Here is a 15,112-nt window from a genome sequence, read left to right as displayed (position 1 = left end):
CTGACTTTTCACTGGCACCTGCGCCATCAAGTCTCTACAATGTCTGCAACTCTTTGTGAATGAATCAGTTTATCGCACGCCAATGACTCACATATCAGCCCTAACGCCGCCAGCCGTCAAAAATGGCAATCAAATTCAGACTCTGTCCACCGTGGGCGGCGTTTGCCAAGCCGTTACACTCGCCAGTTTAGCGCGTCAACATAAGGGGACGACCTTAGTTGTCACCAGTGATACGCCAAGCGCCTTAAGCTTAGAGCTAGAACTGAGTTATTTACTCAGTAAAACAGGCATTAAGGTCAGATTATTCCCTGACCGCGAAACCTTGCCCTACGACAGTTTTTCGCCCCATCAGGATTTGATCTCCCAGCGACTCGAAACCCTGTCGCAGCTGTCTCAAATTGAGCAAAACATCGTTATCGTGCCCGTCACGACCTTAATGATGCGCCTGCCACCTAAGGCCTATTTAAGCGCTAACGTGTTTGTGCTGAAAAAAGGTGATAGCTACAAGTTACACGATGTACGCCAGCATTTAACCGACACTGGCTACCATTCAGTTGAACAAGTGTATGAACACGGCGAGTTTGCCATTCGCGGCTCGATTCTGGATATCTTCCCCACTGGGATGAATATGCCACTGCGCATCGAGCTATTCGATGAAGAAGTGGAAACCATCCGCCATTTTGATCCCGAAACCCAACGCTCATTGCAACCTGTCGACTCGATTCGCCTATTGCCCGCGAAGGAATTTCCGACCGACAGCTCAGCCATCGAAGGCTTTAGACAAAGATACCGTCGCCGTTTTGAAGTCATAGTCAAAGAGCCGGAATCGGTTTATCAGCTGGTGAGCCGCAACTTGATGCCAGCGGGGATCGAAAACTATCTGCCGCTGTTTTTTGACGACACCGCCACTTTATTCGATTACTTGCCCAAGGACACTCAGTTAGTCACTTTAGGGGATATCGAAAAGTCGGCGCGCGCCCATTTACAAGAAGTCGAACATCGCTATCAAGATAGACGCGTCGACCCACTGCGGCCGCTACTAGCACCTAAAGAGCTGTACTTACTCATCGAAGAGTTATTTGCCGCCTTTAAACCGCTGCCACGTTATCAAATGCAAGTGCCAATAGATGGCACCGAAACGACGAAAGCGGTCGTTATTGCCGCCAACACCCTACCCGATATCAGCGCCAACCATAAATTAAAGCAACCGCTGTTAGCGCTGCAAGATTATGCCAGCAGCGCCAAGCGCATGTTGTTTAGCGCTGAGTCCGAAGGTCGCCGCGAAGCACTGCTTGAATTGCTCGCAAAAATTCAGTTAAAACCTGCGCTGTTTAACCATTTTGATGAATTTATTCAAAGTGATGCCAAGTTAGGGCTTATCGTGTCGCCGCTGTCACGCGGTTGTTTACTGCAGATCAGCGCTAAAGATGGCATCAGTATCATTTGTGAAACTGAGCTCTTCGGCCATCGAATTTCCCAGCAACGTCGCCGTGAAAAACAGCGTCAGATCAGTAACGATGCCCTGATTAAAAACTTAGCCGAGCTCAAAGTCGGTCAACCCATTGTGCATTTAGAACACGGTGTTGCCCTCTATAAAGGCTTAGTCACGCTAGATACGGGTGGACTGGTCGCCGAATACCTGCAACTGGAATACGCCGGCGGCGATAAACTGTATGTGCCAGTGTCTTCATTGCACCTTATCAGCCGCTACAGTGTTGGCGCCGACGAAGACGCCCACTTAAATAAACTCGGCAATGAGACCTGGGCTAAAGCCAAGAAAAAAGCCATTGAAAAAATCCGCGATGTTGCGGCCGAGCTGCTCGATGTCTATGCTCGTCGCCAATCCCGTCCCGGCGAAAGCTGCGAGATTGACGAAGAAGAATACGCCCAATTCGCTCGCGGTTTCCCCTTCGAGGAAACCGTCGATCAAGAAAGCGCAATCATCGCCGTGTTAGCCGATATGCAATCGCCAACCGCAATGGACAGATTAGTCTGTGGCGATGTGGGCTTTGGTAAAACCGAAGTCGCCATGCGCGCCGCCTTTGTGGCCGTCAACGCCGGTAAACAAGTGGTCGTGCTAGTTCCGACCACATTGCTTGCCCAGCAACACTATGAAAACTTTAAAGATAGATTTGCCGACTGGCCCGTGGTCACCGAAGTGATGTCACGCTTTCGTACCGCCAAAGAGCAGACTCAAGTGCTGCAGCAATTGGAAGAAGGCAAAGTCGATATCGTTATCGGTACCCACAAGTTATTGCAATCTGAGGCCAAGTTTGAAAACTTAGGCCTACTGATCATCGACGAAGAACACAGATTCGGTGTGCGTCAGAAAGAGAAAATCAAGGCACTGCGTGCCAACGTGGATATCCTAACTCTGACCGCAACGCCTATTCCACGGACCTTAAATATGGCCATGTCGGGCATGCGCGATTTATCGATTATCGCCACCCCGCCCGCCAAACGTTTAGCGGTAAAAACCTTTGTGCGGGAATCCGATCCTGCAACCGTGCGCGAGGCCATTTTGCGGGAAATTCTCCGTGGCGGCCAAGTGTATTACCTGCACAATAATGTTGAAAGTATTGAAAAATGTGCCCAAGGCATTATCGATTTACTGCCAGAAGCACGGGTAGTCGTCGCCCACGGTCAAATGCGTGAGCGCGACCTTGAGCGGGTGATGTCTGACTTTTATCACCAAAGATTCAACGTGTTAGTCTGTACTACTATTATCGAAACTGGTATCGACGTTCCGAGTGCCAACACCATTATTATCGAGCGCGCCGATACCTTTGGTCTGGCGCAGTTACACCAATTACGCGGCCGCGTCGGACGCTCGCACCATCAGGCCTATGCCTATTTGATGACGCCGCATCCTAAACGTATGACCCCAGATGCGCGTAAGCGTTTAGAAGCCATTGATGCCCTTGAAGATCTCGGTGCAGGCTTTATGCTCGCGACCCAAGATTTAGAGATCCGCGGCGCAGGTGAACTCTTAGGTGATGAGCAGAGCGGCCATATTTCAAAAATTGGTTTTAGCTTATACATGGAAATGCTCGAAGCGGCAGTCAAAGCTTTAAAACAAGGCAAAGAGCCATCGCTGGCGCAAATGCTGAATCAACAATGTGAAATTGAACTGCGTATCCCCGCCCTACTGCCTGAGGCCTATGTGAGCGACGTGAATATTCGTCTATCGCTCTATAAACGCATCGCAGGTTGCGAAACCGAAGCGGCGCTGGATGAGTTAAAAGTCGAATTGATCGACCGTTTTGGCCTATTGCCCGAACCGACGCGCAACTTAATGGAAATGACCCTCTATAAACATGAGGCGACTCGCTTAGGGGCGACTAAAATAGAAGTGCACAGTAAAGGTGGCAGCATCGAATTTAGTCATGATCACGTCATCGATCCTATGTTTATTATTGGATTACTCCAAAGCCAGCCACAAATCTATCGAATGGAAGGACCGAATAAGTTAAAGTTTAGCCTTGCGGCCGAAACCAGCAAAGACAGGCTCGCTTTAGTGAAACTCTTGCTCGAACAACTATCTCAACATCAATCGCAACATCGTCTTGGAGATAAATAGTGTTACGTAAACTCGCGGTCTCTATCGCTACCCTCATTGCACTATCGCACAGTCAGGTCGTCCAAGCGGAAGCTTGGTTCGAAGTTGAAGTCTATGTATTTGAACGCCAAAGTCAGTCAACTGAGCAATGGCCAGATACGCCGATCAAGACAAAAACCGATAAAGCGATAGACTTGATCTCTCCAGCGGTTGCACAAGTCGTCACCCCAATGGCGAGTGAGTCGGCGCCTTGTACGCTAGTATTTGATGCCGATGCCAATAGCCACTGCGCTGAAAGCTTAAACGGTGAGCCAACGTCTGAGCCTGTAGCCGCCGCGCCGACCAGTGTCGAATATCGCTATCCGCCAGTGATCCCATCAGAAATCAGCAGCGCAACGACCAGCTATGCCAGCGCCAATGGTGGCCCAGTGTTATTAGCACGCAGCCAAAGCCAGTTCGCGAGCATTATCAATAGCATCTCCCGTGAACGCGGCACGCGCAGTTTACTGCACATGGCGTGGCAACAACCGATGCGCGGCAAAAGTGGTTCAGTGCCTATTCGTTTATTTGCGGGTAAAGATTTCTCGGATACCTATCATTTTGATGGCAGAAAAATTGTTACGCCAACTCAAACTGAACCTATGATCAATGCAGATGGCACGCCTATGCTTGCACCTGTGGTATCACCGGTTTGGGAATTAGATGGCACGTTAAATATCTACTTGAGCCACTATTTGTATATTGAAACCGCACTGAATATGCGCAAAGAAGGCAGAAAGCTATTACCAGCAATGCCAAGTGATGCCGCCGATACCAGCGCAACACTCACGGCGCCTAAAGTCATGACACCGTTTTTAATGTCAGTGCCTTTGGAGCAAAACCGCCGAGTGAAGAGTGAGGAAATCCATTATTTAGATCACCCCGAAATGGGCATGGTGATCCAAATTCGTAAGATGGCACAACCAAGTGCACAGCAAAAAAGTCAGAATGCCGAATCGATACAAACGGTTGGGCAATACTGAGTCAGCAAGTAAACAGCGAAAGGCTTAAGTCGTACTCTAAAATGAATGACTTAGACTGCACTGTTGTTTGAGACTGCACTTTTAGCTTAAGACTGTACTGCTGTTTAAGACTGCACTTTTAACTTAAGACTGTACTATGGAGAAGTCGAGGTAGATATCATCGGCTTCGTCTTCTCCCACTGTGACAGTTAATCCCTCGGTACAAGGCACGCCCACTTCGCACCAAGCAATCAAGTTATTCACCGCAATATCACTGCCTTGGGCTAACACTTCGACACTGCCATCACGGCAATTGGTGACATAGCCTGTCACGCCCAAGGCTCTGGCCTTAGTCAAGGTCGCATGCCGACAACCCACACCTTGCACTTTACCCGTTAAACTTATCAATACACGCTTCATCTCACGCCCCTTTTGCATTGCACACAAGCCTGTTATTGGATTAAGCATAGCCGCAATTATCCGAAGGCTAAGTGTTAACCTATGGATCTATAGAGCAAAAAACAAACGATATTTTATTTTAGGCAAAAAAAACAGCTAACAAGACTGCAGTTAGCTGTGTCGGGCGACATACGCAAAGGGATATCCAATAAATGGACAAATACAACAGCAACTCTGTAGCATTTTGTTACAAAATAGCAAGGCTGGCTACTTTACACAATAAATAATTATTTTCAAGAGTTTGAAAAATAAAACTATCCACCACTAACGAATATAATGCTTTTAGCTGAAAATTGGTCCATATCGTCACTTGCATTGTTCATTTAAAAAAACGCACTGTGAATGTCGCTAAAACATGGGCGTGTTGACGTTTAGCACTACAGCTGAGCATGTAAGAGATAAAAAGCAAAAAACCGGCCTAGTTAGCCGGTTTTTACTTTATTGCGCTAACATACATAAGCGATGGCATGCTACTCGCTAATTATCAGACCATTTTGATAGCGATACTCGGATGAGGGTTCGCCATTAAAGTAATACACCGACCTGCCGTGCAGTTGATTATCAAGATACTCATCACTTTGTAGCAGGCTGCCATCTTCGTTAAAACTGTAACCTTTGCCCTGCAATCGACCTTTATCATCATATTGCGTCAGCCCTAATAAATGGCCGTTAGCGGAAAAGGCCTGCCAGCTCCCGACTTCGTGTCCTGCTTTATAGTTGCCATGCCAGAGCTTAACCATGCTGTAGCTGCTTTCATCTTGCAGCAGCCATTGGCCTTCACGCTGACCGTTAACATACTGACCTTGGGCTTGCAGCTGTTTATCAAAACCACGCTGTAAATATGCGCCATGTAACTTAGCGTTTTTATAAAATGCTCGGTGCATTATCGTGCCATCGGCTGAGATTTCACTCTGTTCACCGTTAAGCTGGCCTTGTTGATTAAACTGCTCATTGCGCGTCGAGTCGGTATTTTGTGTGATCCACTGACCAACCTTTAAGCCCAAGTGGTATTGGCCCTTCACAAAACTGCCGTCCTCGGCGTTATCTTCTCGATAGGCACCGTGCATTTGACCTTTGCTGTAGTTGATTTGCCTGACATAACCATTCCAGCCAGCACCGATATATAAGCCTTCATATTGTCCCTTGAGTTGTTCATCGCGTTCAATCAATTCACCTGCTGAGTCGAAGCGCTGACGTAAACTCCAGTTTTTCGCAGTATCACGCTGATATTGATGGGTTAACTTTCCAGTGGCATCGAAGCGCTGTTCAGTGCTAATCCGGCCTTTTGCAAGATATTGAGTATCGGTTTGGGTGGCGACATTACCAGCATCATCATAGGTAATATTCTGTATTTCGCGGCCATCATTATCGTACTCTTGCTGCATGGCTAACAGCCCTGGCCCTTTAAAACGCTGCTGGTTTCCTACCTGCTTGCCATGCTGATAATGTTTGATCTCTTGCAGAATATCTGCGGCCTGATAGATCAACACTTCTCCGTGCATTTTTCCATTCAGGTAAAACTCTTTGGTGTATAACCAGCCCTCTTTGGCCCAATACAGTCGTTCACCTTGGTATTTTCCCGCCACCATATTCACGCTTTGTTCTGGCTTACCATTGTCATAGAAGCTTTCATATCGCCCTTCCATATCGTTTGCGCCATAGTTTGCGCGCGATGCCAGCTGGCCGTTGGCATGATAACTTTCTACCGACCCCAACTGTGCATCATTCACTCGATGCTCATGGCGCTGCAGTTGACCATTTTGATAGTAGCTTTTCTGCTCGCCGTTCAACTGGCCATTCTGGTAGTGGTACTCTCCCGAAAGCGCTCCGTCTTCCCAATAATGCAGATGCGTGCCCTGATAATTTCCTTGCGCATCGCTACTGCCCTTGCGAGACAATTGACCGTTGGGGTAGAAAAACTCGAAATCGCCAACGATAAAACTCTCGACTAAATTGGGATTGTTGACACTGCCCTTAAAAACCGGTTTATCCGTTTCTAAATAAAATAGCTGCAATGGCCACTCGCCATTTTGTTCTGTCGGCGCTTGCTCCAGATAATAAATGGCTTCACCCGGTACATCGTTAAGCCGCCATTCTTGGTCGAGTAAAATTCGCTCAGCCAACAAATTAAACGACATCAGTAGCGCAGATAATAGTAATAAGACTCGCATTTTCTGCTCCTTAAGGTAACGCAGGGAATATATTAACCCACTGTTTATTGACCGGTTCGCCACTTATCGTCAGCTGTTCTATCTTTGCAGCGCGCCCCGCCAGCACAAACCAGCGTTGCTCACGTAATACTTGCTGCAACGGACGCTGATAAAAGTCACTGCCATAATCTTGAATAGCAGGCGCAAGGGGTAAATTCTGCGCATTTAAAAAACGATAGCGCCGCATAACGTCGGCAACGGTTTGAGTGGCATCAAGATTCGGCAGTTGAGTGATATCAATCAACCAGCTTTGCTCAGGTTGATACGCTAGCGCTTGCCATTTGGGCGTACCAGTACAGGCCAAGGTGCTGCTGACTTTGATGTCGTAAAAATTGCGGCGGATCCCATCGGCGCTGCTCAGTTGGTACTGCACAAACTTATCCAGCCCAGCACCAAAACCCGTGTTGCTGCTTGCGCTGGTGTTTGTCCATTGCAGTGTGTGCCCGTTGACCTTAGGGGCATCGACCACACTAAGGGTGCACACCGCTGCCTGCTCAGACGTTAACAGCATGCTGACGCCGTACTTAGCAACGATTTGCGGCTCAAGTAAGGCGGGATCAGCAGGTGTACTAGGTTGCGGCTGATTATCATAGGACGCATACATATCATCGCTGTAAAGCAGTTGCTGCTGCGCCGGCGGATACGCGACATTTTGCGCGTAATCTTGGGTTGGAATAAAACGAATATTCTTCGTCAGTTCGCCGCTGTCAGCCGCAGTATTCACATAAAGTGTCAGTGTCGACGGCGCGGCGGCAAAGGTAAACTGTGTAATCGTTTCATATTGCGCCGATGAAGTCAGCGCCAGCATATTTTGCTCTGCCGACGTTAACCAATCCGGTCCAGTGGCTGGCGGTGGCAGATAGTGCACCATAGCGCCTTCGGCACCGTCATAGCGCCTGTATAACCACATTTTGTCAGCGCCGCCTCGCGATTTCAGCAGATAACTGAATGGCTTGTCGGTGATTGGCGAAAGTTCCAGCTGTAAATCTTCATACTGCAAGCTCACAGTTTTGTTGGGGTCGGGGGTCAGGTTAAGCTTGACCAGTTTCGCACCATGATAATGGGCAGTCGCGCGAAACTCAGCAACCTGAGCTAAGAGGTCATTTGGTGCATTCCAGCCAATAAGCAGATTTTGCTGCACAGATTGATGGAAACCATCCTGTTCTGGATAACTGTAACTGCCCACCTTGCTCAGTTGCAGCGGCAGCACAGTGCCATCCGCGCTGTGTGCCGTGATATCGGTTAAGCTAAATCCGCCTTCGGGTTTAAAACCTGAAAAGTCATGATGATAGGTTAGATTTAATAGATCATCTTGCTGGTTAAAGTAACCCGCATCATAGGCAAACACAGCATCAATGCCTAAGGTCTTATTGATGTCATCCAGCACAAAGTCAGGCTGTTTTTGATACTCAAAGGCTGGGAAATCATAATCAAAACCTAAACGCTGTGTTAAATCACCCAACTGGCGCTGCTGCGGCAACATAATAACGTTGCTGCGCACTGTGCCCTTATAGCCGTAGCGCTCAAACGGCGCTTCTGCCACTAAAGCTAACTGTGCTAACCAACCCCGCTCACGTTCTAACATCAGCTGACCGTATATTTTGGCTTGCTCACCATCACTTTCAACTTTGGCTAACACATGCGTATCAGTGACTTGCAATACAGTAAGTTTGGCATTGGTGTGGCCTTGATAGGTAGGAAGCGCGACGACTGCCCCCGCTTTAGCGGGTATGGTGCTAAGAAAGGCCGATGAGCTAAAGAGCTTTTTCAGTTCCTGCTTAAGCTCTGCGCCGCGTTCAGCCAGCAGCGCCTGCCATACTGGTTTGTTCAATGCACTGAATTCTTTAACGCTGCCATCGTCTAGATTTAACGTAAATTCAAATCCCTGCGAGAAAATAGCGTGCATTTCTGGATTACGATCAGCCCGCTGGCCACTACTGACGCCGCTCCCTTGACCATCGCGCATGTTCATATAATCGACATGCACTTGAAACCGACTATTTTTGCCCGTTTCGAGGACCTTATAACGCAGCAATTGATGTGAGCTGGTGTTCACCGTTTCGGTACGCTGACCATTGTCTACAGTGATGTTGGTGGTGCTATACAGCTGATACGAGCGCTCTTCCCCTTTTTCAGGTGTAAACTCAACATCAGCATCCCCAAAAGAACAGGCCGATAATAAACAGCATGCAACTACGCTAACCAAGTACTTCATGGTTATTCCTTGTATCTCAAATAGTAAGCGCCGCATTATGCCCTTTCACGCCCAGTAAATAAAATGCTTTGGCTATTTTGCCTGTCCAGCGCAACACCTGAATGCGCGACTAAAATATCCTTTTAGATAGTCACAGGTAGGGCAATACCTATCTTAGGCAAGTTCTTAATGACGAATTACAACATAAAGAACTGATGCAAAAAGCTAGTTGTGCGGCATTAATTGTCATGATTCCCCAGTGACTCGCCGATTTTTTATTTAATAAGAAGTATCCCTTTGGGCTCGACGATAACATCTGCAGCACACGGAAGTGTAAATGCCGCGTTCACATGGTCTAAGATGTTCCCAACATCATAGACATTTCCCATATCCCTATCGGTCAGATGTGAAAGAGCGGCCATATCGCCAACGGTCACTGTTATAACAAGGTCAAGCTTAACTAAGTCATTAATACACAAATCAGCCCTAAACAGCTTTTGCCCCAAAGTGTGTTTCGTAGTTTGAATGCTTTAATCAAAATCAAAGTCGTGGGGCTTCACCCCACACCCGACCAAGGAGGACTGCTCGTCCTATCCTCCTTGGATGCTCCAAGACGCCCCCAACGGAGTTGAAAGCCCCTTGTGCTCATTGATAAATTTGCTATCGCTTCCGAAGGATGCTTCCCTGCACCTGCGAAAGCTAGCTCGCCATCCATGGCGAGACTCACGCAATTTTTCTATTCGCCCTGCGGCAACTCCGAGGGGAGGTGTATTCCTTGGAGTTTTGAGTCGTTAGATAGAGATTCATCAGCAAAAAATAAGCGCGAAAAATGAGAAAGCTAAAACGATATCAAGTGATTACCCACCAAGCTGTATAAAAAACCGCTACCGCAAAAAAGCAAATTCCTATAGCATCATTCATACCCATTTACACGGATGTGGCAGCGGCCAAGTCCAACAAGCGATTTATGCCCTGCAAACAGCGCAGTGCATAAATACTAAGACGTTAGCTTCATGGATAAATCGATGCTTTTAGAAAAATTGCAGAATTCGTTAAGAGATGCATTTCAAGAATGTATAAGTTCAAATTATTCTAAGCCTAGATTATTTCATGCGGCTAGAAGTAAAGCTTGGGTGAAAAACATCGCAGCATCATTTAGAGAAGAATATGTTCAAACTGAATACAGAGTTTTTTCAGCAGATTATTCTGATAATAGAAGCGAATTTAAATTAAATGAATTGCTTTTTGATATTAGTGTTGTGAATGTTAAATCTATACCTTCTGCGTCAAACAAGAAGCAGCTAATCTATGTGAATAAAATGGAATGGGCTATTGAAAGTGAATTTCAAAGAAGCGATAGTCGCGCTTCTATAATCGATTTTAGTAAATTGGCCATGGCTCGATCAGAAAATAAGTTATTGATACTCTCTCATAGTAAAAGTATAAAAAATTGGGCGTTATCAATACTGAGTGGTGCAGTACCGGAAGATGGCGATAATTACTTCTTAGCATTTGTACCTCATCCTGAAAGTTGGAATGAAGACATGAAAGTGGAACTATATTCTCATGGTAAAGATGGCTGGGAAGCAAGAAGCTAACAAGGCAAGACACAAGACCTCAGGCAACTTGCGGGGCAAAAAAAGCGCCAGTTACCTCCGACGTGTGCTCGCGGCGTTGACCATAGAAATTTTAATTCGAAACTCACTAATTCGAACTAAAAGTCTAACTCGGAAATGTCCAAAGTGTGTTGCGTATGTCTTTTAAATCTACAGGTTACGTGAATGCACGAAAGGTGAGCCATGGTGATTGGCGAGACGACCGTCCCCCCATGGACGGGGCGGTCGAGCATCCACGGACGGACTGGCTGCGAGTCGATGAGTCAATGCCATGGCAAGCCTATATGCGTGGATACCAGCCAACGCTAAACCTCTAAAACCCAAAACCCAAAACCCAAAACCAAAGTTGCCGATCCCCCGCGCTGGTTACCAACACATTTCTATCCAAAACCAATATAGTCGATTTTATAATCTAGAGCCCTCAATATGCCCTACTTAAATATATACCCATAGTCACGCTAATATTCAAAGTCGCAAGATGCGCCACATGAAGTACGAAAGCCAAAACCATAAGGCGGAATAGCCGATGAGATAAACCCACTCCCCCTCTTAAATATAAAAAGAGGAGTGTTACCTTTATCAAATCGATATCAATCAAGCCAACTTAAAGGCTTTTATTTTGGGGAGATGGGCGGCGAGTTGGGGGAATTTGTGGGGCTGAACCTCATCCCAATCAATCGAATAATAGGCGCTTAATTCACTGGCGAGTTGCTGATTATCAAACATCTCATCATTCACTGAGAATATGCACATGGCCTTGTGAGTATTCTTTTCACGAAATTGCGACACGCACTTATTAGCAATGTCGGCATATTCTTCTGGGCGGTCAATCTTGCCCTGCATATTCTCTTCTGGGTGCAAATTAGGGTTAATCAGCACAGATTTTAGGCCATTTAAAAAGCCAATCCGCTCGGCCCAATAAGCGCCGAGTCCCACGCCGACCATTAACGGCGCGGGATCGTCGCTATGCTTCATTTGCTTGGCGACTTCCTTGAGCAAGTGTTGCATGTCGTGCTTAGGGTGCAAGGTGCTGTAACTGATCAAACGTACGTCAGGGTCGATAAACTGCAACTGACGCATTTTTTCGTGATTACCTGGGCTAGTCGCATCAAATCCATGAAGATAGAAAATCATATCAAGGCCTTTTAATCATTTTTGATTACAGTGAATTAACTAACCCTAGCAAAAGAGTGATCTCACACCTTGCGCTACATCAAACTTTCGCCTGTTGGGCCAAACAAATTTGCTCCGCAAGCTGTTTCGCGTTTTCCCAACGGGCGGTATTATCGAGCGCTGCGGCCATTTGTGCGGCATTGGGCTTGAGTAAACTTGCAGGATACTGCGGCGCGCTCGCTGGCCATGTAAAGCCATCCAGCAGCGACATCACGCCCGCATTGTCATTGCACACCAAAATCATATCGCAACCGGCAGCTAACGCCGCGCTGGCCCTTGCACGGTAATCGCCCGCAAATCCTGCGCCTTGCATGCCAAGATCGTCGGAGAAAATCACCCCGTTAAAGCCAAGCTCTTTGCGCAGCACTTGTTTTAGCCAGTATTCTGAGAAGCCCGCAGAGTTGGGGTCAACTTTAGGGTAAACCACGTGCGCGGGCATCACGCCTAATAACTTTTCTTTTGCGATCAATTCTTTAAACGGCAGGATATCCTTTGCAAAAATCGCCTCGGCATCGCGCTCATCAATCGGTTTCTCGTAGTGCGAATCCGCCACCACACTGCCGTGTCCGGGGAAATGTTTACCCACGGCGCCCATGCCTGCGGCCGCCATGCCCGCAATAAAACTTTCGGCCAGTGTAATGACCTCAGCGGGCTCTGGGCTAAAACTGCGTTTACCTATAACTTGGCTCACGCCGTTTAAGTCCAACACGGGCGCGAAGCTTAAGTCGATATCGCAGGCCAATAGTTCAATCGCCATCAAGAAACCGAGCTCACAGGCCCAACGTTTGGCTAATGCTATATCACCCTTTGCTGCGGGTAAAATGTCGCCCATGGCGGGAATAGCGGTAAAGCCATCGCGGAAGCGTTGTACTCGACCGCCCTCATGATCGACGGCAATTAATAGTTCAGGGCGAATTTGGCGTATCTGTTGTACCAGACGGATCAACTGATCACGGCTTGAAAAATTACGGGAAAATAGAATTAAACCACCCACCTGTGGATGGCGTAGCATCTCAGATTCTGCCTCACTGACGTCCAACGACAGTAGGTCCAACATTAAATAGCTCATACTTCTCCCTAAAAATTTTCATTAATACTCAAAAAATAACCACTCAAGCCATAAGTGGGTCGCGCTCACAAAAAAGCCCAAAAAAGCGAACCATCTGCCCTTGTAGCGCTTTTAAAGCCTGTATTCTTGGCCATAAAATGGTCAACAAAAAAGTCCCAATTAAGTTCAGCTTATCCGAACTATAATGAATTAAAAAAACTAATGTGAATTGTCACGCTAATCTATGGGATACTGAAGCTAGAGTATCACACAAGCAGATTTCGCATGAAAGAGCGCCGCCATTGACCAGAGTTCACGTTGAAGATTAGCGTGCTTCAATCTGCAGAGCGAGCAATCCCATGCACTCAGACTAAAATAATAAACAAGACACAACAGGACTTCTATCATGATTAGCGTATTTGACATGTTCAAGATCGGCATAGGTCCATCGAGTTCACATACTGTCGGCCCAATGAAAGCGGGCAAAATATTTATGCAAAACCTGACTGACTCAGGACTCGTGACCCAGATTGATGAATTAAGAGCCGAGCTCTTTGGCTCCCTCGGCCAAACAGGCAAAGGCCACGGCACGGGCAAAGCAGTGATTTTAGGTTTAATGGGTGAAGATCCAGAAACCGTAGACACTGATAGTATCGACGGCATTTTAGAGCACGTATCCAAGGACGAAACCTTAACGTTGCACTGTGGCAAAGTGGTTAAATTTACCCGCGAGCAAGGCATTACCTACCACAGACGCAAAACCTTGCCAGCCCACGCCAACGCCATGACCCTGTACGCTTATTGTAAAAATGAGTGTCTTTTCGAGCGTACTTATTATTCTGTCGGCGGCGGCTTTATCTTAGATGAAGACGAAATCAGCCAACGTAACGCATCCCCAGCATCACAAATCGAAGCGGCACCTTTTGATTTTGGCAGCGCAGCGCAATTATTAGAATTGTGTGGCGAACAAGGTCTGAGTATTTCTTCTTTGATGATGGCGAACGAACTGAGTTTAGCCACCGAAGATGAAGTCAAAGCCAAGCTGTGGAACATTTGGCAGACCATGAAAACCTGTATCGAACGCGGCTATCAGAAGGAAGGCATTTTACCTGGCGGCTTAAAACTGCGTCGCCGCGCCCCTGCCCTGTACCGTCGTTTGAAAGCCGAAGGCCGTAACAATGTCGATCCATTAACCGCTATGGATTGGGTCGATTTATTCGCCCTGTCGGTCAATGAGCAAAATGCAGCCGGCGATCGCGTAGTGACAGCACCCACAAACGGCGCTGCGGGAATTATCCCAGCAGTATTATGCTACTACGATACTTTCGTACAAGAAGTGGATATTGATGTCTGCGCCCGTTACCTATTAACCGCCGCCGCAATTGGTATTTTGTACAAGAAAAATGCCTCAATATCTGGCGCCGAAGTCGGTTGTCAAGGTGAAGTCGGCGTAGCCTGTTCTATGGCCGCAGGCGCACTGACTGAAATCATGGGCGGCACGGTTGAGCACGTTGAAAACGCAGCTGAAATCGGCATGGAACATAACTTAGGTTTAACCTGCGATCCTGTGGGCGGTCTAGTGCAAGTACCATGCATCGAACGTAATGCCATGGGCGCGATCAAGGCGATCAACGCCTCTCGTATGGCCCTACGTGGTGATGGTAACCATAAGGTTTCACTGGATAAAGTGATCAAAACCATGATGGATACCGGCAGAGACATGCGCAGCAAATACAAAGAAACCGCCAAAGGCGGTCTAGCGGTAAACATTGTTGAGTGCTAAGTGCTGAGTGTTAGTTCACTCCCACTAATCGCTTAAATCGCACCATAAAAAATGCCGCCACTCACAAAG

9 protein-coding genes are annotated in these 15,112 nt (G+C 47.3%); 4 read left to right on the top strand and 5 right to left on the bottom strand.

Annotated elements, in window-relative coordinates; translation table 11 throughout:
- Window positions 1–82 precede the first annotated feature (82 nt).
- Window positions 83–3,580 carry a transcription-repair coupling factor gene (gene mfd / locus MO387_RS07570; RefSeq protein WP_107947773.1) on the top strand — a complete coding sequence of 1,166 codons (3,498 nt, stop codon included), beginning with the start codon at window positions 83–85 and terminating at the stop codon, window positions 3,578–3,580.
- Entirely contained in the window at window positions 3,580–4,581 is a 1,002-nt protein-coding gene (locus MO387_RS07565; protein WP_107947775.1) for a peptidoglycan binding protein CsiV, read from the top strand. The genes mfd and MO387_RS07565 overlap by 1 nt, the downstream gene beginning before the upstream one ends.
- Window positions 4,582–4,704: 123 nt before the next feature.
- On the opposite strand, the gene MO387_RS07560 is transcribed toward MO387_RS07565, so the two are convergent.
- The 3 genes from MO387_RS07560 to MO387_RS07550 form a co-directional block, all read right to left on the bottom strand.
- Window positions 4,705–4,980 (bottom strand): acylphosphatase, encoded by a 276-nt coding sequence (locus MO387_RS07560; RefSeq protein ID WP_011846955.1) that lies wholly within the window; start codon window positions 4,978–4,980, stop codon window positions 4,705–4,707.
- Between the two features lie 509 nt (window positions 4,981–5,489).
- On the bottom strand, window positions 5,490–7,190 hold the full coding sequence (locus MO387_RS07555) for a hypothetical protein (protein WP_107947777.1): 1,701 nt from the start codon (window positions 7,188–7,190) through the stop codon (window positions 5,490–5,492).
- A 10-nt stretch (window positions 7,191–7,200) separates the two neighbouring features.
- On the bottom strand, window positions 7,201–9,444 hold the full coding sequence (locus MO387_RS07550) for a hypothetical protein (RefSeq protein WP_107947779.1): 2,244 nt from the start codon (window positions 9,442–9,444) through the stop codon (window positions 7,201–7,203).
- Between the two features lie 992 nt (window positions 9,445–10,436).
- Between MO387_RS07550 and MO387_RS07545 the strand changes: the two genes are divergently transcribed.
- Window positions 10,437–11,021, top strand: a complete 585-nt coding sequence (locus MO387_RS07545) for a hypothetical protein (RefSeq protein ID WP_242326179.1) — start codon at window positions 10,437–10,439, stop codon at window positions 11,019–11,021.
- Window positions 11,022–11,633: 612 nt separating this feature from the next.
- Here the strand turns inward: MO387_RS07545 and ycfP are convergent.
- Window positions 11,634–12,173: an alpha/beta hydrolase YcfP gene (gene ycfP, locus MO387_RS07540; RefSeq protein WP_107947785.1), complete on the bottom strand. Its 540-nt coding sequence runs from the start codon at window positions 12,171–12,173 to the stop codon at window positions 11,634–11,636.
- A 79-nt stretch (window positions 12,174–12,252) separates the two neighbouring features.
- Window positions 12,253–13,281 (bottom strand): beta-N-acetylhexosaminidase, encoded by a 1,029-nt coding sequence (nagZ, locus tag MO387_RS07535; RefSeq protein ID WP_107947787.1) that lies wholly within the window; start codon window positions 13,279–13,281, stop codon window positions 12,253–12,255.
- A gap of 385 nt (window positions 13,282–13,666) precedes the next feature.
- Here nagZ and MO387_RS07530 point away from each other — a divergent pair, with 385 nt between their 5' ends.
- Entirely contained in the window at window positions 13,667–15,043 is a 1,377-nt protein-coding gene (locus MO387_RS07530) for an L-serine ammonia-lyase (RefSeq protein WP_106650679.1), read from the top strand.
- The last annotated feature ends 69 nt before the right edge of the window (window positions 15,044–15,112 follow it).

It is taken from the genome of Shewanella sp. N2AIL (genome assembly GCF_022690845.1).
Taxonomy (GTDB): Bacteria; Pseudomonadota; Gammaproteobacteria; order Enterobacterales; family Shewanellaceae; genus Shewanella; species Shewanella baltica.
Note: the sequence above shows the minus strand (reverse complement) of the source record. Positions and strands in the feature narration are given on the sequence as shown.